Source organism: Thiomonas sp. DCM-2, from assembly GCF_056820905.1.
Window position 1 is genome coordinate 2,985,702 of record NZ_CM165962.1, and the last position, 21,897, is coordinate 3,007,598.

The window sequence follows — 21,897 nt, forward strand, 5'->3', positions numbered from 1 at the left end:
CTTTAGCGCGCTTCAGCCTTGGCTTGAACCGCCTGCGCCGCCTGCACCGCGTCGTGCACGCGCTGCACCATCTCGCCCAGCGCCTGATCGAGCAGCGCCTGCGCGCCCTGCGCAAAGTGCGCCGCGTCGTTGACCGCCAGCGGCGCGTGGCCGTCGAAGCGCCAGTGCGCGGCGATCTGGCGCGAACGTGGGTTTGCCAGCGCGCACACCAGTTCCACATGCACCGTGCCCCGGCTGCCGCGCAGATCGTGCTCCAGCCGGTAGAGGCTGCAGTGCAGCGCCCAGGGGGCATTCGCCAGCACGGCTTGCTGCTGCACCGCGCTGACCCAGGGCTGGCGACTGAGCGTCTGCGCGATCGCGTCCCCGATGAGCTGCGCCGGAGGCGCGAGCCAGCGACTGTCGCGGTAGGGGGCGAGCTGGTCGGGGCTGCGGCTGTAGAGCATGGCCGCCGACTGCAGCCCGGCCGCGGCGCGCACCGGCAGCAACTGCACCACCACGGGCTGCGGCAGCGGCGCGCTGGCAATGTCTGCCCCGGTGAGGCGGTAGGTCTGCTGCACCGGCGCGCGGTTGACCGGCAGCGCGCAGGCGCCCAGCAGCGCAGCGCTGCCGGTGAGCAGCAGCGCGAGCAAGGCGCGGCGCGAGGGGGCGGAGAGAATCTTCACGGACGCGATCATTTTTGTTCTCCCGGCCCCGGAGGCGGCAGCGGCGCGCCATAGAGCAGCTGGCTGGGGTTGGCCTTGAGGCTGTCGGTCAGCGCGCCAAGCTGACTGCTGAACTGCTGCAGATTGCGCATCAGCGCGTCCACCTCGGGCAGGGTGCGGGTCTGCAGCTGGGTCATGGTTTGCGCGCCCGCGGTGGCGAACGCCGAGGAGGTGTTGCCCGCGCGGGCCACGCTGCTGGCGGCGGCGCCGATCTGCGGCATCACCTTGCCAAGCTGCGCCGACACGGCATCGAGCCGCGCGACCAGCGCCTGGCTCTGCCGCATCAGCGTGTCGCCCTGCGCGCTCATCTGCGCCAGGTTGGCGCTGGTCTGGCGGGCATTGGCGAACATCTGGTCGATATTGTTCTGGTTGGCCGCCAGTGTGGCGGTGAGCGACTGCAGGTTGCGCAGGCTGTCGCTGAGCGATTGCACATTGGCGGGGCTGAGCAACGCGTCCACCCGCTGGCTGATGCGTGCCAGGGTGATCGCCGCATCGTTGATCCCGCCCTCGATCTGGGTGAACACCGAGGGCTTGTACGGAATCACCGGATCGGGCTCGCCCGGCGGCGCCTTCAGCGGCAAGGACGAGGCGCCGCCGATGAGGTTGACCGCAGACAGCCCGGTGACACCCAGGGGGCTGAGCTGCGCCACGGTGTCGCTGCGCACCGGCACATTACGGTCGATATCCACCTTGATGCGGATGAGCGCCGGGTTGTTCGGGTCGATCGCGATGCTCGCCACCTTGCCGACGGTCACGCCGCGGTACAGCACATTGCTGTCGGCGCGCAGGCCGCTGACATTGTCGGTGGCATAGATCAGGTAAGGGCGGGTGGCGACCTGCTTGCCGCCGGTGGCCAGCCACCAGCCCAGCGCAGCGAGCAGTGCGCCCAGCAACAGGACGAATGCGCCGACCGCGGCGTAGTTCACTTTGGATTCCATTGCGACCTCGTCATCGATTCTTGCAGATAGGGCGCCGAGCGGCTGCCGCGGAAATACGCCACCAGCTCGGGCTCGTCGCGCCGCGCCAGTTCGGCTGCCGGGCCGACCGCGAGCACGGTCTTGCGCGCGAGAAAGGCCACGGTGTCGCTGCCATGCCAGATCGAGTCCAGATCGTGCGTGACCTGCAGAATGGTCAACCCGAGCAGGTCGCGCAGCTCGCGCACGAGACGATCGAACGCGGCGCCGCCGATCGGGTCCAGACCGGAGGTGGGTTCGTCAAGCACCAGCAATTCGGGGTCCAGCGCGAGCGCACGCGCCAGCGCGGCGCGCTTGACCATGCCGCCGGAAAGCTCTGCCGGATATTTGTGCGCTGCGTCCGCCGGCAGCCCGGCCAGGCCGATCTTGAGCATGCCCAGTTCGGGCAGCAGGCGCGCATCCACCTGGCCCTGCTCGCGCAGCGGCAGCAGCACGTTTTCCAGCACGGTCAGACCGGTGAACAGCGCGCCGCCCTGAAACAGCACGCCAATGCGCCGGCGCAGCGCCTGCCGCTGCGCTTCGCCTGTGGCCAGCGCGTCCTGGCCGAACAAGTCGAGCGTACCGCCGTCGGGTGCACGCAACAGCAGCAGGCTGCGCAGCAGCACGGTCTTGCCCGTGCCCGAGCCGCCGACCAGCGCCATGATGGTGCCGCGCGGCACCGCGAGGTTCAGCCCCTCGTGCACCACCACATCGCCAAAGCGGTTGACGATGCCGCGCGCGTCGATGACCAGCTCAGGCGCCGCGCTCATAGCCGCAGCAGGTTGTAGAGCACCGAAAAACTGGCATCGATCACGATGACCAGAAAGATCGCCTGCACCACGCTCACCGTCGTCGCCCGCCCCACGGCCGCCGCGCTGCCCTCGACCCGCAACCCCTGCATGCAGCCCACCAGCGCGATGACCACGGCGAACACCGGCGCCTTCACCAGCCCGAGCACCAGGGTCTTGAGGCCGACCACCTGCGGAATGCGCGTGGCATAGTCGGCAAACGGCACGCCATAGCCCAGCGCCGCGACCACTCCGCCACCCGCCAGCCCCATGACATCGGCAAACAGCGCCAGCAGCGGCAGGGTGATGACCAGCGCAACCACTTTCGGCAAAACCAGCATGTCGAACGGCGACATCCCGAGCGCGCGCAGCGCGTCCACCTCTTCGGTGATCTGCATGGTGCCGATCTGCGCGGTGTACGACGACCCGGTGCGCCCGGCCACGAGGATGGCGGTGAGCAGAGGCCCGAGTTCGCGCAGGGTGATGATGGACACCAGATTGACGATCAGGATGTTGGCGCCATAGGTGGCCAGCGTCGCCCCGGCCTGATACGCCATGACCATGCCGATCAGAAACGACAGCAGCCCGATGATGCCCAGCGCGCGCAGCCCCGCGGCGTCGATTTCGTGGATGACTTCGCGCCAGCGCAGCCGCCACGGCTGCAGCAGCAGCGGCGCGCCGCGCCATGCCAGTTCGCCGACGAAGGCCAGCAGCGCGCGCAGTTCGTCCAGCGCGGTGAGCGTGGCGCGGCCGATGTCGCCCAGCAGGCCCAGGCTGCGTGCGCTCGGAGGTATGGCCAGTGCGCGCTGGCGCACCAGATCGAGCAACTGCCGCTGCGCGTCGCTCAGGCCGCTGGTATCCACCGTCGCCCCGGCGGCCTGCCACTGAGCCATGCTGCGCGCCAGCAGCAGCGCGCCGCTGGTGTCGAGCGTCGTGGCGCTGGCATTGAGAGTGATGTGCTGCGTCGCCTCGGGCAGGCGGGTGTCCGGCGCTCGCCGCAGCCCGCTCGCATTCCACGCGCCCTGGAGTTGACACACCTGGCTGTGCGAAGTCGACTCCTGCGCTGTCCAGACGAGGGCAGCGGCTTCGGGTGGGGAAGTGGACGCGCGGGCGGTCATGGGGATCGGTTCAGGCAGCAGAGAGCGTAGCGGATCGGGCACTGGCAAGCGGCGAGTCTGAAACAATGCGCCCATGCTGCAATTCACCGTTCACCACACCTCGGCCGAAGCGCGCCGCGGCACCCTCACGCTCAACCACGGCACCCTCGACACTCCGCAGTTCATGCCGGTGGGCACCTATGGCACGGTCAAGGGCATCACGCCCGATGGCCTGAAGGCTGCGGGCGCGCAGATCATTCTGGGCAACACCTTCCACCTCTGGCTGCGCCCCGGGCTGGACGTGGTGCGGCAGTTCGGCGGGTTGCACCGCTTCATCGGCTGGGACGCGCCGATCCTCACCGACAGCGGCGGCTTCCAGGTGTGGAGCCTGGGGGCGATGCGCAGCATCAGCGAAGAGGGCGTGCGCTTTGCCTCACCGGTCAACGGCGACAAGCTGTTCCTCACCCCCGAGGTGAGCATGCAGATCCAGACCGTGTTGAATTCCGACATCGTCATGCAGTTCGATGAATGCACGCCGTACGACGTCGATCGCGGCGGGCACAAGCACATCACCACCGAGGCCGAGGCGCGCGCGTCGATGGAGCTCTCCTTGCGCTGGGCCGCGCGCTGCAAGGTCGAGTTCGCGCGGCTCGAAAACCCCAATGCGCTGTTCGGCATCGTGCAGGGCGGCATGTTCGAGCACCTGCGCGACGCCTCGCTCGACGGACTTGCCGCACTCGATCTGTCGGGCTACGCCATCGGCGGACTCAGCGTGGGCGAGCCCAAGGACGACATGCTGCGGCTGCTGCGCCACACCGCGCCGCGCCTGCCCGCGAACAAGCCGCGCTACCTCATGGGCGTGGGCACGCCTGAAGACCTGGTCGCAGGCGTTGCCGCCGGGATCGACCTGTTCGACTGCGTGATGCCCACGCGCAATGCGCGCAACGGCCATCTGTTCACCCGCTTTGGCGACCTGCGCATCCGCAACGCCCGCTTCAAGCTCGACGAACGCCCGATCGACGACACCTGCACCTGCCCCACCTGCCGGCAGTTTTCGCGCGCCTATCTGCACCACCTCGACCGCTGCGGCGAAATGCTGTTCGGCATGCTCGCCACCACGCACAACCTGCACTACTACCTGCAGCTCATGCGCGACATGCGCGCCGCGCTCGACGCAGGCAGCTTCGACGCCTTCGTCGCCCGGTTCCACGCGGATCGGGCGCGGGGAGTCTGAGCGCAGCCCAATCGCCTACTGCTTGACCACGGCGCTGTAGCCTTCTTCTTCCACCGCCTTGACCAGCGCCTCGGGCGCGGCGCTGCCATGCACGGTGGCGCGGCCGCTGGTCAGATCGACCTGCGCGTCCTCGGTTCCGGGCACGGATTTGATCGCCTTGGTCACGGCGGCGACGCAGTGGCTGCAGGTCATTCCGGTCACTTGTAGTTGTACGGTAGGCATCGGGTTCTCCTTGTGGTTCGGTCGATTGGTTCAGGCAGATTGCGCCAGCGCGTCTCTCGCCTGCATCAGCTTGCCGCAGACCTCCTTGGCGATGGCGTGGACTTCGGGTTTGTCGATCAGGCCGAGCACCGAGGTCGGGTCCATGAAATCGACCACGACCTGGCCGTTCGCGGCGTCCTCGCGCACCACCACATTGCACGGCAGCAGCGCGCCGATGTGCGGGTCGAAGTCCAGCGCCCGCATCGCATAGGTCGGCGCGCAGGCGCCGAGGATGCGGTAACGCGGGCGCTCGACGCCGAGCTTGGCCTTGAGCGTGGCCGCCACGTCGATGTCGCTGATGAGGCCAAAGCCCTGCGCCTTCAGCGCTTCGGTGGTGCGGTTGACCGCGTCGTCGAAGGCGCAGCAGGGCTGGGCGGAAAACACGATGGAGGGCATGGTGCGTCCTTTCAGGGGGTGGGAGGAAGGGGGTTGAGTCGAAGCGATGGTGCGGGCGCTGGCGCATCCGCGGCAATCCAGGGCGAGAGCCGCTTGAGCCGCAGGCTGTTGCCGAGCACGAACACCGAAGACAGCCCCATCGCCACTCCGGCGAGCATGGGGTGCAGATGCACGCCCCACGGCGCGGCCACGCCGGCGGCCAGCGGGATGAGCACGATGTTGTAGGCAAACGCCCAGAACAGATTGCCGTGGATGGTGCGCAGGGTTCGGCGTGCGGTGTCGATCGCAGTCGGCAGGGTGGCGAGATCGCCGCGGGCGAGACTCACGTCGGCGGCCTCGATCGCCACATCGGTGCCGCTGGCCAGCGCCAGGCCGACATCGGCCTGCGCCAGCGCCGGGCCGTCGTTGAGGCCATCACCGACGAAGGCCACGCGCCGCCCTTGCGCCTGCAAGTCCTTGACCACCTGCGCCTTGTGCTGCGGCAGCACCTCGGCATGCACCTGGGCGATGCCCAGTTGCGTGGCCACCGCCTGTGCGGTGCGCTGTGCATCGCCGGTCACCAGCGCGATTTCCAGACCGCGCTGGCGCAGCGCCTGCACCACTGCGGCAGCGTCAGGCTTGACCGGATCGGCGATGCCTAGCACCGCCACGCCTACCCCGTCCTGCGCCAGAAACACCGCGGTCTGCCCCTGCGCCTCGAGCGCATCGGCAATCGCGGCGAGTTCGCCCAGCGCCACGCCTTCACGCTGCATCAACCGGCGCGCGCCGAGCAGCAGGCGATGTCCGCCCAGCACGCCGCGCACGCCGTAACCGGGCAGCGCGGCAAAGTCCTGCACCGCGGGAACGTCCAGCCCGCGTGCCGATGCCGCGTCGCGCACCGCGCGGGCGAGCGGGTGTTCCGAGTCGGCCTCGAGCGCGGCGGCCAGGCGCAGCGCGGCAGCGTCGTTCACGCTGGTGTGCAGCGCGGTGAGCGCAGGGCGGCCCAGGGTCACCGTGCCGGTCTTGTCCAGCAGCACGGTGTCGATGCGCGAGAGCGTCTCCAGCGCCTCGCCCTTGCGGAACAACACGCCCATTTCCGCGGCGCGGCTGCTGCCGACCAGAATCGCCGCGGGCGTGGCCAGCCCCATCGCGCACGGGCAGGCCACGACCAGCACCGCCACTGCGGCCACCAGCGCGGCGCTCAGGTCGCCTGCGAACAGCAGCCAGGCGGCAAAGCTGGCCACGGCGATCAGCAGCACCACCGGGGTGAACACCGCGACCACGCGGTCGGCCACGCGCTGCACCGGCAGCTTGCCGGTCTGTGCGCCCTCGACCAGCCGCACGATCTGCGCGAGCACGGTATCGGCGCCGAGCGCGGTGGCCTCGATCACCAGCCGACCCTCGGCGTTGACCGTGCCGCCGACCACCGCATCACCCGGCCTGCGGCGCACCGGCAAGGGCTCGCCGGTGAGCATGGACTCGTCCACATGGCTGTCGCCTTCGACCACCCGCCCATCGACCGGCACGCGCTCGCCCGGGCGCACCAGCACGCGGTCGCCGATTTGCAGCGCGGACACGCTGACCTGCTGCTCGGCGCCTTGCGCATCCAGCCGCGTGGCCTGCTTGGCCTGCAGCCCGAGCAGCTTGTGGATCGCGGTCGATGCCCGGCCCTTGGCGAGTTCTTCCAGGTACTTGCCGCCCAGGATCACCGCGACGACCACGGCGGCCGAGTCGAAATACACATGCCGCGACTCTGCCGGGAACCATTGCGGCGCGAGCAGCACCAGCGTGCTGTACGCCCACGCCGCGCCGGTGCCGGTGGCGACCAGGGAGTTCATGTCGGGCGACAGATGCCGGTAGGCGATCGCTCCGGCGCGAAAGAATCGCCGCCCCGGGCCGAACAGCACCGCGGTGGTGAGCGCGCACTGCACCCCGTCCCAGAACCGCGGCACGGGCGCGGTGCGCAGCAGCGCGGCATCGAGCGCGGGCCAGACCATGGGCAGCATCGCCAGCAGCAACACCGGCAGCGCAAGCGCCGCGCCCAGGATCACATCCCGGCGCATGCGCGCCAGAACCCGGGCGTGCGCTGCGGCGCTGGCGTCTTCGGCCAGCGCGTTGCCGTCCTGCACCACGCGCGCGGCATAGCCCGCGGCGACCACCGCCTGCGCCAGCGCGTCGGGCTGCAGCATCGCCGAAAGAAACCGCACCTGCGCCCGGTTGACCGCCAGATTCACCGTCGCCGCGAGCACACCGGGCAGCTTGCGCAGCGCCCGCTCCACCCGCCCCACGCACGACGCGCAGGTCATGCCCTCCACATCCAGCGTGGCCTCGGAGACCAGTGGGGTATAGCCCGCAGCCGCCACCGCATCAACGATCGCCTGCGGCGTGACGGTCTGCGGGTCGTAGGCGACCTCGGCCTGCGCAATCGCCAGGTTGACGCTGGCGGCCCGCACCCCGGGGAGCTTGCGCAACGCGCGCTCCACCCGCGCGCTGCAGGAGGCGCAGGTCATGCCGTCCACCCCGAGCCGCAGCACCTGGGTCGGGCCAGCGGGCGGCGCCGAGGATGGCGGCGCGGGCTGCGGCGCAACCTCCGGTCGAAGTTCGACCGGGCAGGCGGTTGGTTCTGTGATGTGCTCAGTCGTGCGCATGCCCAACCTCCGTGGGGGGTTCGCCGCGCAGCGCGGCGAGAATCGGGCACTGCGCATTCGGCCCATGACCAGGGCAGGCGGCCAGCAGCGCCTCCAGCCCGGCGCGCATGCGCTGCAGGTCGTCCATCTTGGCGTCGATCTCGGCCAGACGCTGCGCGACGACGGCACGCACCGTGCCCATATCGGCCTCGGGACGCGCGTGCAGATCGAGCAGCTCGCCGATCTGCGCCAGCGAAAACCCCAGCGCCTGCGCACGGCGGATGAAATCCAGCCGCTCCAGCGCCTGCGGGGCATATTGCCGGTAGCCGCTGGCGGTGCGCCGCACCGGCGCCAGCAGTCCCAGGCGCTCGTAATACCGCAGGGTCTCCGCCCCCAGCCCCGCGCGCTGCGCGAGGGCGCCGATGGTCAGGCGTGTGGTGTCGGGGGAATCCGTGGTGACCTGCATGGGGATGAGCAATCGAGGATCGAATCCAAAGTTTATAGTCAACTAAAGACTTTAATGTCAGCAGGGAGATTTGGCCGGGCAGAAGATCCGCACAGGGCGAGTCGACCCAAAAAAGAACCCGCACGAGGCGGGTTCTTGGGGGACAGCGCAAAAGCGAAAATCAGCGCTTGGAGAACTGCTTGGCGCGACGGGCGCCGCGCAGGCCCACTTTTTTCCGTTCCACTTCGCGGGCGTCGCGGGTGACGAAGCCGGCCTTGGACAGCGCGGGTTTGAGGGTGGCCTCGTAGTCGATCAGCGCGCGGGTGATACCGTGACGCACGGCACCGGCCTGGCCGGTTTCACCACCGCCATGGACGTTGATCTTGATGTCGAAGTTCTCGACGTTCTCGGTGAGAACGAGGGGTTGCTTGACGATCATGATGGAGGTCTGACGGCCGAAATACTGCTCGACGTCTTTCCCGTTGACCGTGATCTTGCCGCTGCCCTTCTTGATGAAGACGCGGGCCACGGAGCTCTTGCGACGGCCTGTGCCGTAATTCCAGTTTCCGATCATCGCCTGTCCTTAGATGTCGAGGGTCTTGGGCTGCTGGGCGCTGTGCGGATGCTCGGCACCCCCATAGACCTTGAGCTTCTTGATCATGGCGTAACCGAGCGGGCCTTTGGGCAGCATGCCCTTGACTGCCAGTTCCAGCGCACGGCCGGGGTGACGCGCCTGCATGTCCTTGAACTTGGTGGCATAGATGCCGCCGGGATAGCCGGTGTGACGGTAATAGGTCTTGTCGTTGGCTTTGTTGCCGGTCACGCGGATCTTGGACGTGTTGACGACAATGATGAAGTCACCGGTATCGACGTGCGGGGTGTAGATGGGCTTGTGCTTGCCGCGCAGACGGTGGGCCACTTCGCTGGCGACCCGACCGAGAACCTTGTCTGCGGCGTCAATCACGAACCACTCATGCACGACTTCGGCCGGTTTGGCGCTGAAGGTTTTCATGGTTGTTCCTATGAACGATTGCTGAGCGAGAAATGAAGGCACCCACCAGTGATGTGCGGCTGCCGCGTTCGGGCAACGCCGTCGGGCAAAACCGCGCCCACCGGCATGGGCTGTCTTGGCCCTCGCTCAAAGCCAAGCCCACCATTATAGACATGCGCGCGGTTTTGTCGCGGCCAAGTCGTTGATTTTCTGAAACGTTGTGGTTTGCTTGCGGCTTGCGCCCTGCGGACACCTCTGTGTCTTGCATTTGGACGCCGAGCGCCTAAACTATGTTGCACTGCAGCAAATCCAGCAAACCCCTCATCATGCCCACGATTCCCGATCCGTCACGGGCGAAAGACCCGGGCAGCACGCCCGTCGTTCTGCCTTATTTCAACCAGGCGCCAGCCCCCATCGTGCCGATCCGCCCGATCGGGCCGGAGCATCGCGCCCAGCTGCTGCGGCATTTTCTGGCATTGAGCACGGATGACCGCTACCTGCGCTTCGGTTACGCCGCCAGCGACGAGCGCATTCGCGCCTATGTCGACTCCATCCGCTTCGGCCAGGACGAGATTTTCGGCGTGTTCAACCGCAAGCTGGAACTGCTCGCCGTGGCGCATATCGCGATCGAGCCGGGGCAGACCGAGCGGGCGGAATTTGGCGTGTCGGTGTTGTCGCGCGGCCGGGGACTGGGCATTGGCACACGGCTGTTCGCCCGCGCAGCGGTGGATGCGCGCAACCGTGGCCTGCGGGTGCTGTACATGCAATGTCTGAGCAGCAATGGCGCCATGCTCAAGATCGCCCGCCGCGCGGGCATGACGGTGCACAACGAGGGCGGCGAAACCGAGGCCTATCTGGAGCTGCCAGAAGACAACTACCAAAGTCACCTCGACGCCCTGGTGGAAAACCAGACCGGGCAGATCGACTACTGGTTCAAGTCGGCCATGCGGCAGTGGCGCTGTTTCTGGCTGTTTGGCCGCTGCCCGGAAACGGCCTGAAATTTGCACCTCACGGCAACCAGCGCGCCACGGCAATGGTGCGCCAACCGTTGAACTGCTGCCACACCGCCATCACACTGCCCGCCGCGTTGACGGCGAGCGCCGGAAAACTGGCCTGCACCGTGGCGTCGGGGTCTGACAGGGTCTGCGGCGCCAGCCAGCGGTGTTGCGACGGGTCGTAGCGCGCCGTCTCCACCTGCATGCCCTGCGGCCCGTCCTGATACCAGGCGGCATGGACATTGCCCGCTGAATCCACCACGACCACCGGATTGCCTGCGCTGCGCAGGGCGGGGTTGTCGATCTGTTGCGGCGCCGTCCAGCGCCGGGTTGCCGCCTGCCAACGGGCGCAGAGCATGGCCTCGCGCTGCACACTGCTTCGCGCCGCGTCGGCCTGCCCCCAGACCAGCACGATGTTGCCCGCTGCATCTGCCGCGAGAACCGGGGACACCGCCGGGCCGTTGAATGCGGCACTCTGCAGCAGGCGCACCGCACTCCACTGCGCCCCCGCGCCGGGCAATGCGCTGCGGACTGCGATCCGTCGTGCATCCCCGCGCCCTTGGATCCATGCTGCAACGACTTCGCCTTGCGGTGTGGCGACCAGTGCCGCAGACGTCGCTGTCGCGCCAGCCGGGCTGAGACGCTTGGGAGCAACCCACTTCCCGCCAGCCTCCGGCAGCACCGCCGCATACACCCCCTCATGCCCGGACATCCCCTGCTGCCACGCCGCCACCACAGACCCGCCGGGCGTGGCAGCGACCACCGGGTTGTAGGCACTGGCCGAGAGCCGGTCCACACGCTGCGCCGCCTGCCAGCGATGCCGCGCGCTGAGCCAATGGGCGGCATAGATGCCGGTGTGGCGCCCATCGGGTTGCTGCCAGACCACGGTCACGTTGCCAGCGGCGTCTGCGGCAAGCTGGGGGTTGGTGGCATTGCCGGGCAATGTGGAGGAGTCGAGGCGCTGCGGCGGCGTCCATGCTGCCCCCTGCCACCGGGCGGAAAATATGCCGTCGCGCCCATCCACCAGCTGAAACCAGACCACGGTGATCTGGCCCTGCGCATCGGCAACGATGGCGGGAATGCTGGACGCCCCGGCCTGCGGACCGTGCAGGTCGATGGCCTGCGGGGCGCTCCAGTTCTGCGTGTCGGCATTGAAGTGACTGGCGAGGATGGCGCGGCGTCCCCCATCGTCCTGAAACCACACGGCGACAAAACCGCCGTCCTGTGTGGCCGCCACCTGCACGCCATTGACCGGAAGATCGACTTGCCGCGCGGTGCGGGCCTCGTCGATCTGCACGGGCGCGCTCCACGCACTGCAGGTCGTGGTGAAGGCGCTGCGTTGTGTGGGGGTTGTGCGCTGCAGGGTGTAAGTGGTGCAGCCGGACAGCGGCACGTCGGGTTCGATCACCGCCAGATCGCCCGTGATCCTGAGAAGTCCAGGCACCGGCACGCCGATGGGGCTGAGCAGTTGCAGGCTGTCTGCGGTCTGCGCCGCCGCAGCGGCCGGGGTGGCGAAACGCAACCCTGGGGCGGCGACGCGGGAGACCTGGGACGCCGCCTGCGCCGGCACCGCAGTTGCACCGTCCGCATGCGCCGCAGTTGCCCAAAGCAGCATTCCGGCGATGAGGGCGGCACCGCACCGGCACATCACAGCCGCCCCATGAGCTTCATCAGCCAGCGGGTGCGCTGGCCGTATGGCGGCGCCGCCAGACCGACGCCGGACAGACGCGACTGCAGCATCACCGGCTTGAGCTTGCTGAAGGTGTCGAAACCCCACCGGCCGTGGTAGCTCCCCATGCCCGAGGCGCCGACGCCACCAAAGGGCAACCCCTCCTGCGCGAAGTGCAGCAAGGTGTCGTTGATCGTCACCCCGCCGGCATGGGTGTGCAGCAGCGCATCATGGACGCGGCGGCGATCGTGGTCGAACCAGTAGAGCGCCAGCGGCCGAGGCTGGCTGCGCAGGATGGCCAGCGCCTGCGCCATGTCGTCGTAAGACACCACGGGCAGCAGCGGGCCGAAAATTTCCTCGGTCATCAGCCGCACGCTGGGCGGCGCGTCGCACACCAGCGCGGGTGCGAGGCGGTGACGCAGGTCGTCGGCCTGTACCCCGTCGAACAGCGCATGAACACGCGCCCCACCCGCCCGGGCTTCGCCCAGCAGACTGAGCAGACGACTGTACTGCCGATGGTCGATGATGCTGGTGTAGTCAGGGCTGCGCAGGCCTTGCGGATAGAGCCGCTGCGCCGCAGCGCGGCAGGCGTCCACGAACGCCGCCTCCTGCCCGCGCGGCAGCAAGACGTAATCGGGCGCGATGCAGGTCTGCCCGGCGTTGATCAGCTTGCCGTAGACGATGCGCTGCGCCGCGTGCCGCAGGTCATAGCCAGGGGTGACGACCGCCGGGGACTTGCCGCCCAGTTCCAGCGTGACCGGGGTGAGATTGGCCGCAGCCGCCGCCATGACGCGCTTGCCCACGCCTGTTGAGCCGGTGAACAGCAGATGATCGAACGGCAGTGCGCTGAACGCCGCGCCCACGTCGGCGTCGCCCTGCACCACGGCGACCTCGTCTGGCGCGAACGCCTGCGCGGCGCGTTGCGCGAACACGGCGCTGAAAGTCGGGGAGAACTCGGACAACTTGACCATCGCCCGGTTGCCCGCCGCCAGCGCAGCCGTCAGCGGCGCGGCGGCCAGCACGAGCGGGTAGTTCCACGGCGCGATGATGCCGACCACGCCCAGGGGCTGTGGCAGGACATGCGCCCGCGCGGGCAGAAACCAGCGCGACACCGGGGCCGCGCGGGGCCGCATCCACTGTTTGCCGTGGCGCAGCGCGTCGGCAATGCTCTCCAGGCTGGGAACGATTTCGAGCAGCCCGGTTTCCGGCGGCGGTCGCCCACCGAAGTCGGCATCGATCGCCTCGGCGAATTCGGCCGCATGCGTGCGCAACAGCGCCTGCAGACGCTGCAGGCGGTCGCGGCGCAAGGCCCAATCCGGGTAGGGTGCCGCGTCGAACGCCGCGCGTAACAGGCTGTGCGCATGCTGGAGTGAAGCCACGAAATCCGGGGCGCGATCCATGAGTGGCGAATGAGGCAGTGACGAGATGACACGCGATGGTAAGACCGCATGCTGCTGCACGCAGGGGCAAGGCACGCCGGGCGGCAGCCAAATCCCTGATTTCGACACAGGTATCAAATTGTGTGTTCGGCAGTATTTGCCTAAGCAATAAACTGCACGGCATGCATTCACCGAACCCTCACCCCGACACGCCACCGCCGCGTTACTACGACGGCTCGCAGTACTGCAAGGAACAGTCCGTGGGCTTTCTGATCAAGCGCGGACTGGCCATTCTGGTGCGCAATCTGGAACATCAGATGCAGGCGCTCGACCTCACCGGCACGCAGTGGCATCCGCTGCTGCATGTGCATCAGGGCTGCGACACCGTGGCCGCCTGCGCCCGCGAGATGCAGACCGACGCCGGGGCGATGACCCGCATGCTCGACCGTCTGGAAGCCAAGGGGCTGCTGGTGCGCGAACGCAGCAGTACCGATCGCCGGGTGGTGAACCTGGCGCTCACCCCCCGCGGCGCCGAAGTGGCCGCGCAGATTCCGCATGTGCTCGCCGAGGTGCTCAACGAGCACCTGCGCGGGTTCAGCCCCAAGGAATTCGCGCAGATGCTCACCCTGCTGCAACGCTTCATCGCCAATGGCGAGGCGCTGGCGGAGGCCAACCAGGCCGCGCCCGGGCCCGATCTGGTGGTGCAGGAGCGCACCCTGGAAAGCCAAGACGACAAGATCGACTCCTGACTCGTTCCCATCATGTTCCCCACACGATTGATGCCCTCCCGCGCCACGCTGGCCGCCCCGCTGCTGGCCGCCCTGCTGCTCGCAGGCTGCGCCAGCACCGAAGGCATTGCGCCCACGGCCAAGATGACCCAGCCGCAGCAACTCGGCCTGCAGCCCGCGCAGACCGCCTTTCCCAAGGCCAACTGGTGGACCACCTTTGATGATCCTGAACTCGACCGTCTGATCGCCACCGCGCTGGCCGACAACCCCAGCCTGCAGATTGCGCAGGCGCGGCTGGCGCAGGCCCGCGCGCAGGTGCAGGGCGCGGGCAGCGCCCTCGAACCCAAACTGGGCGCCGCGGTCAGCTCCACCCGCCAGCAGTTCAGCAACAGTTCCATCTACGGCCCGTTTGGCGGCAACTGGTACACCGACAATTCCGCGCTGTTGCAAGGCAGCTGGGAGCTGGACTTTTTCGGCAAGAACCGCCAGACCCTGCAGGCCGCCATTGGCGAAGCGCACGCTGCCGCCGCGCAGGAGCAGGCCGCGCGGGTGCTGCTGTCGGCCAATGTCGCCAGCGCCTATGTCAACCTGGCCCGGCTGTTGGCGGTACAGGACGTGCTGCAGCAAACCCTGCAGCAGCGCGAGCAAATGCTTGCTCTGGTGCGCGACCGGGTACGCGCGGGCCTGGAAACCACGGTGCAGGAAAAGCAGGCCCTGGCCGAAGTGCCGCAGATCCGGCTGCAGCTCGACCAGACCGCCGTGCAGATCACGCAGGCGCGCAACCTGCTCGCGGCGCTGACGGGCCAGGGCCCGCAGGCCACGGCCACGCTGAGCCCGCGTCTGGACAGCCTTCCAACCCTGGGCCTGCCCGACACCCTGCCCGCCGCGCTGATGGGCCGCCGCGCCGACATCGTGGCTGCCCGCTGGCAGGTGGAAGCCGCGCTGCATGGCGTGAAGGCCGCGCGCGCCGCGTTCTACCCCGACATCAACCTCACCGCATTTGCGGGTTTCAGCGCACTGGGCTTCAGCCAATGGCTGACCGGCAACGCGCAGACGCTGGGCGTCGGTCCGGCGCTGACCCTGCCCATTTTCGAGGGTGGGGCGCTGCGCGCGCAGCTGCGCGGCAAGTCCGCCCTGGCCGATCAGGCCATCGCGCAATACAACGCCACGCTGGTGGACGCCGTACATGAAGCGGCTGATGCCATCGCCGCGCGTCAGTCCATCTCCCGGCAGATCGCGCAGCAGGAGCAGGCGCTGGCCGCCGCGCAGGACGCGATGCGCCTGGTCGACCAGCGTTACAAGGCCGGACTGTCCAACTACCTCACGGTGCTCACCGTGCAGTCTGCCGTGCTCAAGCTGCAGCAGGCGGGCGTGGACCTGAAGGCGCAGGCCCTGGCCGACGACGTGGCGCTGATCCGCGCGCTGGGCGGCGGCTACACCGCGCCGAACCTCCCTGGGCCAACCGCCCAGGCGCAATGATTCCTCCATCCAACAACAACCCGAATCCCCACGGAGCGCATCCATGAGTACCCCCGACAACAGCAGCGCGGCAACGCCGCCCCAGAACGGCAACGGCAAGGCAGCCCGGCGCCGTACCCTGATGCTCAGCGCCATCGTTTTTTTCATCATCGTCGGCCTGATCTACGGCGCCTATCACTACTGGCAGTCGCTGCGCTATGCCTACACCGACGACGCCTATGTGCAGGGCAATCTGGTGCAGGTCACGCCCCAGGTGGGCGGCACGGTGATCGCCATCGACGCCGACGACACCCAGTTGGTGAAGGCCGGACAACCGCTGGTGCAGCTCGATGGCGCCGACACCCACGTTGCCCTGCAGCAGGCCGAGGCCATGCTGGCACAGGCGGTGCGCCAGGTGCGGGTGAGCTTTGCCAACAACGGCACCCTGGCCGCGCAGGTCGCGGTGCGTCAGACCGACGTGACCACGGCGCAGAGCAATCTGCAGACCGCGCAGGCCAATGTCGCCAAGGCCGAAGATGCGCTGCGCCGCCGCCAGGAACTGGCAGGCACCGGCGCGGTCGGTGCCGAGGAACTGCGCCAGGCGCAGATCGCACTGCAGGCGGCCAGGGCGCAATTCGCCACCGCGCAGGCGCAGCTGCAGACGGCGCAGGCCGGGGTCAAGGCCGCGCAGGAACAGCTGGCCAGCGGCGAGGCACTCACTGCGGGAACGGTGATCGCCAACAACCCGGCCGTCAAGCTGGCTGCGGCCAAGGTGCGCGAAGCCTATCTGGCCTATGAGCGCACCATGATTCCCGCGCCGGTCAGCGGTGTGGTGGCGCGGCGCACGGTGCAGCTCGGCCAGCGCGTGGGGCCGGGTGCTCCGCTGATGTGGGTGGTGCCGCTGAACGATGTGTGGATCGACGCCAACCTGAAGGAAACCCAGTTGCGCAACGTGCGCATCGGCCAGAAGGCCACGGTCACGGCAGACACCTACGGCGGCAGCTTCACCTACACCGGCCATGTGGTCGGCCTGTCTGCGGGCACCGGCGCGGCCTTCTCGCTGCTGCCTGCGCAGAACGCCACCGGCAACTGGATCAAGGTGGTGCAGCGCCTGCCGGTGCGCGTGGCGCTCGACCCGCAGCAACTGGCCAGCCACCCGCTGCGCGTGGGCATGTCCACCGAGGTGACCATCGACATTGCTGACCACAAGGGCCCGCTGGTCACCGACCTGCCACCCACCAAACCCGCCGCACGCACCGATGTGTACGCCGCCGACTGGCAGAAGGCCGACACCCTGGTGAACGCCATCATCGCGGCCAACGCGGGCGGCAAGCGCTGATCGGGGGCAGGCCATGGCCACCACACAGGAAATCGAGGAAAGCGCAGCCGGGGCCACCCCTGCCGCGCCGACCACCGCATCGCACCTCACCCCGCTGACTGGCGGCACGCTGGTGCTGGGCACCATCGCCCTGTCGCTGGCGACCTTCATGAACGTGCTCGACACCTCGATTGCGAATGTGTCGATTCCCGCCATTGCCGGTGACCTGGGGGTGAGCTCGTCGCAGGGTACCTGGGTCATCACATCCTTCGGCGTGGCCAATGCCATCGCCGTGCCGCTGACGGGCTTTCTCACCCAGCGCTTTGGCGCGGTCAAGGTGTTCCTCGCCAGCATCCTGCTGTTCACCCTGTTCTCGTTTCTCTGCGGGCAGGCGCCGAGCATCGAAATCCTCATTCTGTTCCGCGTGCTGCAGGGCGCCAGCGCCGGACCGATGATTCCGCTGTCGCAAACCCTGCTGCTTTCCAGCTACAGACCGCAGCGGGCGGGCATGGCCATCGCCATGTGGTCGATGACCACGCTGATCGCCCCCATCATGGGGCCGCTGCTCGGCGGCTGGATCACCGACAACATCTCCTGGCCGTGGATCTTCTACATCAACGTGCCGGTGGGCCTCATCGCCGCGGCGGTCACGGCCTCGATCTACATCCGGCGCGAAACACCCATCCGCAAACTGCCGATCGACTGGACCGGGCTGGGCCTGCTGGTCATCTGGGTCGGCTCGCTGCAGATCATGCTCGACAAGGGGCAGGAGCTCGACTGGTTCTCGTCCCCGGTCATCCTCACGCTGGCTGCGGCTGCCGTGGTGGGCTTCGTGCTGTTTCTGATCTGGGAAATCTACGACGATCATCCGGTGGTCGATCTCACCCTGTTCAAGATCCCCACCTTCACCATCGGCACCCTGTTGCTGGCGCTGGCCTACGGCATGTTCTTCGGCAGCCTGGTGCTGCTGCCGCTGTGGTTGCAGGAATTCATCGGCTACACCGCCACCGATGCCGGGGAGGTGCTGGCCTGGGTGGGCCTGTTCGCGCTGATTCTCTCCCCCATCATCGGGCGGTTTCTGCCCCTGCTCGATTCCCGCTGGGTCACCACGTTTTCCTTCGTGGTGTTTGCCGTGGTGTTCTACATGCGATCGCAGTTCACCACGGGCGACAGTTACTGGGAGTATTCCGTGCCCACGGTGATCCAGGGCATTGCCACAGCGACGTTTTTCATCCCCTTGCTGGGCATCATTCTCGGCGGCCTGCCGCAGCACCGCATCGCCGCGGCCTCCGGACTGTCGAACTTTGCGCGCATCACCGCAGGGTCGTTCGGCACCTCGATCTACACCACCTGGTGGACGGACCGCGCCGATCTGCACCATGAGCAACTGGTCACCCACATCTACGCAGGAAGCCCGGTGGCCAGCCCGGTGATTCAGGGCATGCAGGCGCAGGGTTTCAGTTACGAGCAGGCCTTGGGCGTGATCAACCGCCTGATCGACCAACAGGCGTATACCCTGGCCGTGGACGACATGTTCCGCCTGAGCGCCTGGCTGTTTCTCGCCATGATCGCGCTGGTCTGGTTCATCAAGCCATCCAAGGGCGCCACTGGCGGCGACGCCGCAGCCGCAGCGCATTGATCTGTTGTTCAAAACCCAGAAAGAGGCCATCATGCAAGTCAATCCACCCAAGGCAATCCCGCGTCATCAACCGGCGAGGTCTCAGCCCGCAAGGCGTTTGCTGCGCCCTGCGCTGGCCGCATTGCTGATGTCTGCCGCATCCCTTGCCTGCATGGCGCAGACCCGGGCCGCCGAAGTCTCCGCCCTCTGGGGCGCCGGCAAAGGGGGCGACAACAACGCCACCCTGGCCGTGCAGACCGGCCCGCTGTGGACGCGCAATCTGGCGCACAGCACGCTCGATGTGGTGCTGGAGGGCTCGTTGGGCCAGGTCACCGGGCCGTCGGGTTCTGCCCACCACAGCCTCACCCATGTGGGCCTCACGCCGTTTGCGCGCTGGTGGTTCGCTCCGGATACCGCGATGGAGTTCGGCATCGGCGCCAATGTGTTCTCCGGCACCTATATCGGCAGCAAGCAAATCTCCACCGCCTACCAGTTCGGCGATTCCATCGGCCTGCTGCACCGTTTTTCCGGCACGCCCTGGACTCTCGGCGCGCGGTTCACCCACTACTCCAACGCCGACATCAAGCGGCCCAACCCCGGGCAAGACTATTTCCAGGTCCGCGTGGCCTACAGCTACGACTGAGCCCAAAGACCCATCGGCCTGGTGCGGCACAATGCGCGCACCATGTCAGACAGCCAGCTTGAACCGACCCGCATCATCGCCATCCGCCACGGCGAAACCGACTGGAACGCCGCGTCGCGCATCCAGGGCCATACCGACATCCCCCTGAACGCGCGCGGACGCGAGCAGGCGCAACTCGCCGCCCAGGCGCTGGCCGACGAGGCCATCGATGCGGTCTATGCCAGCGATCTGCAGCGCGCGTGGCAAACCGCCGAAGCGATCGCCACGCCGCACGGCCTGTCCGTGGTGCGTGATCCGGCCCTGCGTGAACGCTGCTTTGGCCAATTCGAGGGCCACAGCTTTGCCGCGCTGGAGCCGCAGCACCCCGAACTGTGCGCCCGCTGGCGCCACCGCGACCCGGCGTTCGCCGCCCCCGGTGGAGAAACCCTGCGGGATTTCGCCGCGCGCGCGCAGAACGCCCTGCGGCACATCGCCGTGCGCCATCCCGGCCAGCTCATCGTGGTGGTCGTGCATGGCGGCGTGCTCGACGCCTTCTACCGCGCCGCCACGGGGCAGGAGCTTCAGGCGCCGCGCAGCTTCGAGTTGCGCAACGCCGCACTCAACCGCCTGCTCTTCGCCCAGGGCCAGCTCACCCTGGTGGGATGGGGCGACACCGCACATCTCGACCGCAGCCTCAATGAAGGCGTGGAGTAAGTCACGGCCGGGACAGATTTCTTCAGCTTTGCGCCCGATCTGATTGGGGCGTTGGTTAGACTGTGACGGTGTTTTTTAGTCCAACCCTTAGCCATGACGTCCTTCCGTTCCCAGTTGTTCCTGCTTCCCGTCGGCCTGCTGCTCGCGCTGCTGGGTGCATCGGCCCAGGCTGGACTGGGGCGGCCGCTGTCCGACGCCGCGCAAGACGGACAGCCGGTGGCGCAGGTGCAGCGCTACGCAGCGCAGGCCGCGTCAGGCGCGACGGCCACGACAGCCAGCGTTCAGACCCAAACGGTGCAAACCGCCCAGGGCGTCACGGTCACCGAATATGCCAATGCGGCGGGCACCGTGTTTGCCATCACCTGGAAAGGGCCGTTCAAGCCCGATCTGCAGCAACTTCTCGGCAGCTATTTCTCCCCCTACATCCAGGCGGCCAACACCCAGACCCAGCAACTCAATCTGTCCATGGTCCAGGGCCAAAATATCGTCGTGCACAGCGCCGGCCGGATGCGCGGCTTCCTCGGTGTGGCCTGGGTGCCCACGCTCGTCCCCGCCGGGTTCGACCCCTCCAGACTGCAGCCCTGAGCGCATCGTGACCATGCGCATGAACACGCTGTCGACCAGCAGGCGTCTTGCGGGGTGCGCGCTCGCCCTGTTCGCCAGCCTGCAGCTCGCCGCCTGCGGTGGCGGCGGCAGCGCCCCACCGCCCGCCACGCCTTCCGCCTCGCTCGCCAACGCGGCAACGGGGCCCAACGTGGTGGCGGTCAGCATTCGCCAGCTCGAAACCAATCCCAACACCATCACCGCCAACACGCCGTATGTCAGCGTGACCGTCTGCGACGCGAACAACAACTGCCAGACCATTCCCGATGTGATGGTGGACACCGGCTCGGCAGGGCTGCGGCTGTTTGCCAGCAAGGTCAGCCTGAACCTGCCCGGCATTGCTTCCGGCAACGGCACGCTTGCAGCCTGCGCGCAGTTCGCCTCGGGCTATGCCTGGGGCAGCATGCACCTGGCCATCGTCCGCATGGGCGGTGAAACCAGCACCACTGCCATCCCCGTGCAGTTCATGAACGATCCCGCACTACCTGCCGCGCCATCGACCTGTGCCGCGCAGGGCACCAACTTCGCGGCCCGGTTTGCCCCGGTGGCCAACGGCATTCTGGGCATCAGCAATTTCATCCACGATTGCGGCGCGAGCTGCACGGCGTCCACTCCCGCCAGTCAGCGCCCGGCGATGTATTACGCCTGCGGCAATGGGGCATGCAGCCAAGCCAGCGCCGAGTTGTCCCAGCAGGGCACCAATCCCATCAGCACCTTCCCCGTGGACAACAACGGCAGCATCCTGTCCCTACCGGCCGTGCCGCTGCCCGGCGGCGCGATCAGCGCCACCGGCACGCTGACCTTCGGCATCGGCACCCAGGCCAACAACGCTCTGCCCGCCGGTGCACAACTGTTCCCCATCGGTCAGGATGCCTACATCAGCGGCATGATCGACGGCGTCGCGGGCCGGGGCTTCATCGACAGCGGCTCCAACGGCTACTTCCTCGACCTCGACTCCAGCGTCACCCGCTGCACCCCCAACAACCCGTCCAGCTGGTATTGCCCGAGCAATCCAGTGGCCCTGTCCGTTCAACTCGCGGGGGCCTCCACCGCGCAAACCCTGTTGATCGGCAACGCCAGCGCCATGTTCAACACCCAATTCACCGCCCTGCCCGCGCTGGCTGGCACCGCAGCCATCGCCAACTTCGCCGACCTCGGCCTGCCGTTTTTCTATGGACGGCCCATCGCCACCGGGCTGGAGGGCACCAATTCCAACGCACCTGACGGGTACTGGGCGTTGTGAGCCTGCATGATGCTGTCATCAAATCAGCCTTCAATGCACAGACCTTGACGCCCTCCCTTGACCTGAACCGAACGCCGC

The 21,897-nt window shown here is 67.8% G+C and carries 22 protein-coding genes; 10 read left to right on the forward strand and 12 right to left on the reverse strand.

From position 1 onward, the window contains the following. Positions 1 to 2 precede the first annotated feature (2 nt). From AC1ZQA_RS14530 to AC1ZQA_RS14545, 4 genes are read right to left on the reverse strand one after another with little or no spacing between them, the layout of a single operon-like run. A complete protein-coding gene (locus AC1ZQA_RS14530) occupies positions 3 to 674 on the reverse strand; it encodes an ABC-type transport auxiliary lipoprotein family protein (RefSeq protein ID WP_482677552.1) in 672 nt (223 codons plus the stop codon). Then, on the reverse strand, positions 671 to 1,639 hold the full coding sequence (locus AC1ZQA_RS14535; RefSeq protein ID WP_482677553.1) for an MlaD family protein: 969 nt from the start codon (positions 1,637 to 1,639) through the stop codon (positions 671 to 673). Before AC1ZQA_RS14535 ends, AC1ZQA_RS14530 begins: the two co-directional genes overlap by 4 nt. Continuing rightward, positions 1,624 to 2,424 carry an ABC transporter ATP-binding protein gene (locus tag AC1ZQA_RS14540; protein ID WP_482677554.1) on the reverse strand — a complete coding sequence of 267 codons (801 nt, stop codon included), beginning with the start codon at positions 2,422 to 2,424 and terminating at the stop codon, positions 1,624 to 1,626. The genes AC1ZQA_RS14535 and AC1ZQA_RS14540 overlap by 16 nt, the downstream gene beginning before the upstream one ends. Beyond that, the gene (locus AC1ZQA_RS14545; protein WP_482677555.1) at positions 2,421 to 3,560 is read right to left on the reverse strand and encodes an MlaE family ABC transporter permease; all 1,140 of its coding nucleotides are present in this window, start codon (positions 3,558 to 3,560) and stop codon (positions 2,421 to 2,423) included. Before AC1ZQA_RS14545 ends, AC1ZQA_RS14540 begins: the two co-directional genes overlap by 4 nt. Positions 3,561 to 3,633: 73 nt before the next feature. Here AC1ZQA_RS14545 and tgt point away from each other — a divergent pair, with 73 nt between their 5' ends. After that, positions 3,634 to 4,773, forward strand: coding sequence for a tRNA guanosine(34) transglycosylase Tgt (gene tgt / locus AC1ZQA_RS14550; RefSeq protein WP_482677556.1), 1,140 nt, complete (start codon positions 3,634 to 3,636; stop codon positions 4,771 to 4,773). Between the two features lie 15 nt (positions 4,774 to 4,788). On the opposite strand, the gene AC1ZQA_RS14555 is transcribed toward tgt, so the two are convergent. The 6 genes from AC1ZQA_RS14555 to rplM form a co-directional block, all read right to left on the reverse strand. After that, positions 4,789 to 4,995, reverse strand: coding sequence for a CopZ family metallochaperone (locus AC1ZQA_RS14555; RefSeq protein WP_482677557.1), 207 nt, complete (start codon positions 4,993 to 4,995; stop codon positions 4,789 to 4,791). A 30-nt stretch (positions 4,996 to 5,025) separates the two neighbouring features. After that, entirely contained in the window at positions 5,026 to 5,430 is a 405-nt protein-coding gene (locus tag AC1ZQA_RS14560) for a DUF302 domain-containing protein (RefSeq protein ID WP_482677558.1), read from the reverse strand. Positions 5,431 to 5,441: 11 nt separating this feature from the next. Further along, positions 5,442 to 8,057, reverse strand: coding sequence for a heavy metal translocating P-type ATPase (locus AC1ZQA_RS14565; protein WP_482677559.1), 2,616 nt, complete (start codon positions 8,055 to 8,057; stop codon positions 5,442 to 5,444). After that, entirely contained in the window at positions 8,044 to 8,502 is a 459-nt protein-coding gene (locus tag AC1ZQA_RS14570; RefSeq protein ID WP_482677560.1) for a heavy metal-responsive transcriptional regulator, read from the reverse strand. Before AC1ZQA_RS14570 ends, AC1ZQA_RS14565 begins: the two co-directional genes overlap by 14 nt. Before the next feature lie 160 nt (positions 8,503 to 8,662). Next, complete coding sequence (rpsI, locus tag AC1ZQA_RS14575; RefSeq protein WP_482677561.1) at positions 8,663 to 9,055, reverse strand: 30S ribosomal protein S9; 393 nt, start codon at positions 9,053 to 9,055, stop codon at positions 8,663 to 8,665. Positions 9,056 to 9,064: 9 nt separating this feature from the next. Further along, the gene (gene rplM / locus AC1ZQA_RS14580; RefSeq protein WP_482677562.1) at positions 9,065 to 9,493 is read right to left on the reverse strand and encodes a 50S ribosomal protein L13; all 429 of its coding nucleotides are present in this window, start codon (positions 9,491 to 9,493) and stop codon (positions 9,065 to 9,067) included. Between the two features lie 305 nt (positions 9,494 to 9,798). On the opposite strand from rplM, the gene AC1ZQA_RS14585 reads away from it, so the two are divergent. Further along, positions 9,799 to 10,470 carry a GNAT family N-acetyltransferase gene (locus AC1ZQA_RS14585; protein ID WP_482677563.1) on the forward strand — a complete coding sequence of 224 codons (672 nt, stop codon included), beginning with the start codon at positions 9,799 to 9,801 and terminating at the stop codon, positions 10,468 to 10,470. Between the two features lie 10 nt (positions 10,471 to 10,480). On the opposite strand, the gene AC1ZQA_RS14590 is transcribed toward AC1ZQA_RS14585, so the two are convergent. Together AC1ZQA_RS14590 and AC1ZQA_RS14595 are read right to left on the reverse strand one after the other, a co-directional pair. Continuing rightward, positions 10,481 to 12,082, reverse strand: coding sequence for an Ig-like domain-containing protein (locus AC1ZQA_RS14590; RefSeq protein WP_482677564.1), 1,602 nt, complete (start codon positions 12,080 to 12,082; stop codon positions 10,481 to 10,483). A 32-nt stretch (positions 12,083 to 12,114) separates the two neighbouring features. Beyond that, positions 12,115 to 13,536, reverse strand: coding sequence for a coniferyl aldehyde dehydrogenase (locus AC1ZQA_RS14595; protein WP_482677565.1), 1,422 nt, complete (start codon positions 13,534 to 13,536; stop codon positions 12,115 to 12,117). A gap of 161 nt (positions 13,537 to 13,697) precedes the next feature. Here AC1ZQA_RS14595 and AC1ZQA_RS14600 point away from each other — a divergent pair, with 161 nt between their 5' ends. The 8 genes from AC1ZQA_RS14600 (at position 13,698) to AC1ZQA_RS14635 (ending at position 21,819) form a co-directional block, all read left to right on the forward strand. Then, positions 13,698 to 14,264 carry a MarR family winged helix-turn-helix transcriptional regulator gene (locus tag AC1ZQA_RS14600; RefSeq protein ID WP_482677566.1) on the forward strand — a complete coding sequence of 189 codons (567 nt, stop codon included), beginning with the start codon at positions 13,698 to 13,700 and terminating at the stop codon, positions 14,262 to 14,264. A 12-nt stretch (positions 14,265 to 14,276) separates the two neighbouring features. Continuing rightward, positions 14,277 to 15,722, forward strand: a complete 1,446-nt coding sequence (locus AC1ZQA_RS14605) for an efflux transporter outer membrane subunit (RefSeq protein ID WP_482677567.1) — start codon at positions 14,277 to 14,279, stop codon at positions 15,720 to 15,722. A gap of 43 nt (positions 15,723 to 15,765) precedes the next feature. Then, the gene (locus AC1ZQA_RS14610; RefSeq protein ID WP_482677568.1) at positions 15,766 to 17,040 is read left to right on the forward strand and encodes an EmrA/EmrK family multidrug efflux transporter periplasmic adaptor subunit; all 1,275 of its coding nucleotides are present in this window, start codon (positions 15,766 to 15,768) and stop codon (positions 17,038 to 17,040) included. A gap of 13 nt (positions 17,041 to 17,053) precedes the next feature. Further along, positions 17,054 to 18,658, forward strand: coding sequence for a DHA2 family efflux MFS transporter permease subunit (locus tag AC1ZQA_RS14615; protein WP_482677569.1), 1,605 nt, complete (start codon positions 17,054 to 17,056; stop codon positions 18,656 to 18,658). Between the two features lie 127 nt (positions 18,659 to 18,785). Next, the gene (locus AC1ZQA_RS14620) at positions 18,786 to 19,280 is read left to right on the forward strand and encodes an acyloxyacyl hydrolase (protein ID WP_482677570.1); all 495 of its coding nucleotides are present in this window, start codon (positions 18,786 to 18,788) and stop codon (positions 19,278 to 19,280) included. Between the two features lie 42 nt (positions 19,281 to 19,322). Further along, positions 19,323 to 19,973 carry a histidine phosphatase family protein gene (locus AC1ZQA_RS14625; RefSeq protein WP_482677571.1) on the forward strand — a complete coding sequence of 217 codons (651 nt, stop codon included), beginning with the start codon at positions 19,323 to 19,325 and terminating at the stop codon, positions 19,971 to 19,973. 93 nt (positions 19,974 to 20,066) lie between these two features. Then, a complete protein-coding gene (locus AC1ZQA_RS14630) occupies positions 20,067 to 20,558 on the forward strand; it encodes a DUF2844 domain-containing protein (RefSeq protein ID WP_482677572.1) in 492 nt (163 codons plus the stop codon). A 13-nt stretch (positions 20,559 to 20,571) separates the two neighbouring features. After that, entirely contained in the window at positions 20,572 to 21,819 is a 1,248-nt protein-coding gene (locus AC1ZQA_RS14635) for a DUF3443 family protein (protein ID WP_482677573.1), read from the forward strand. Positions 21,820 to 21,897: the final 78 nt, after the last annotated feature.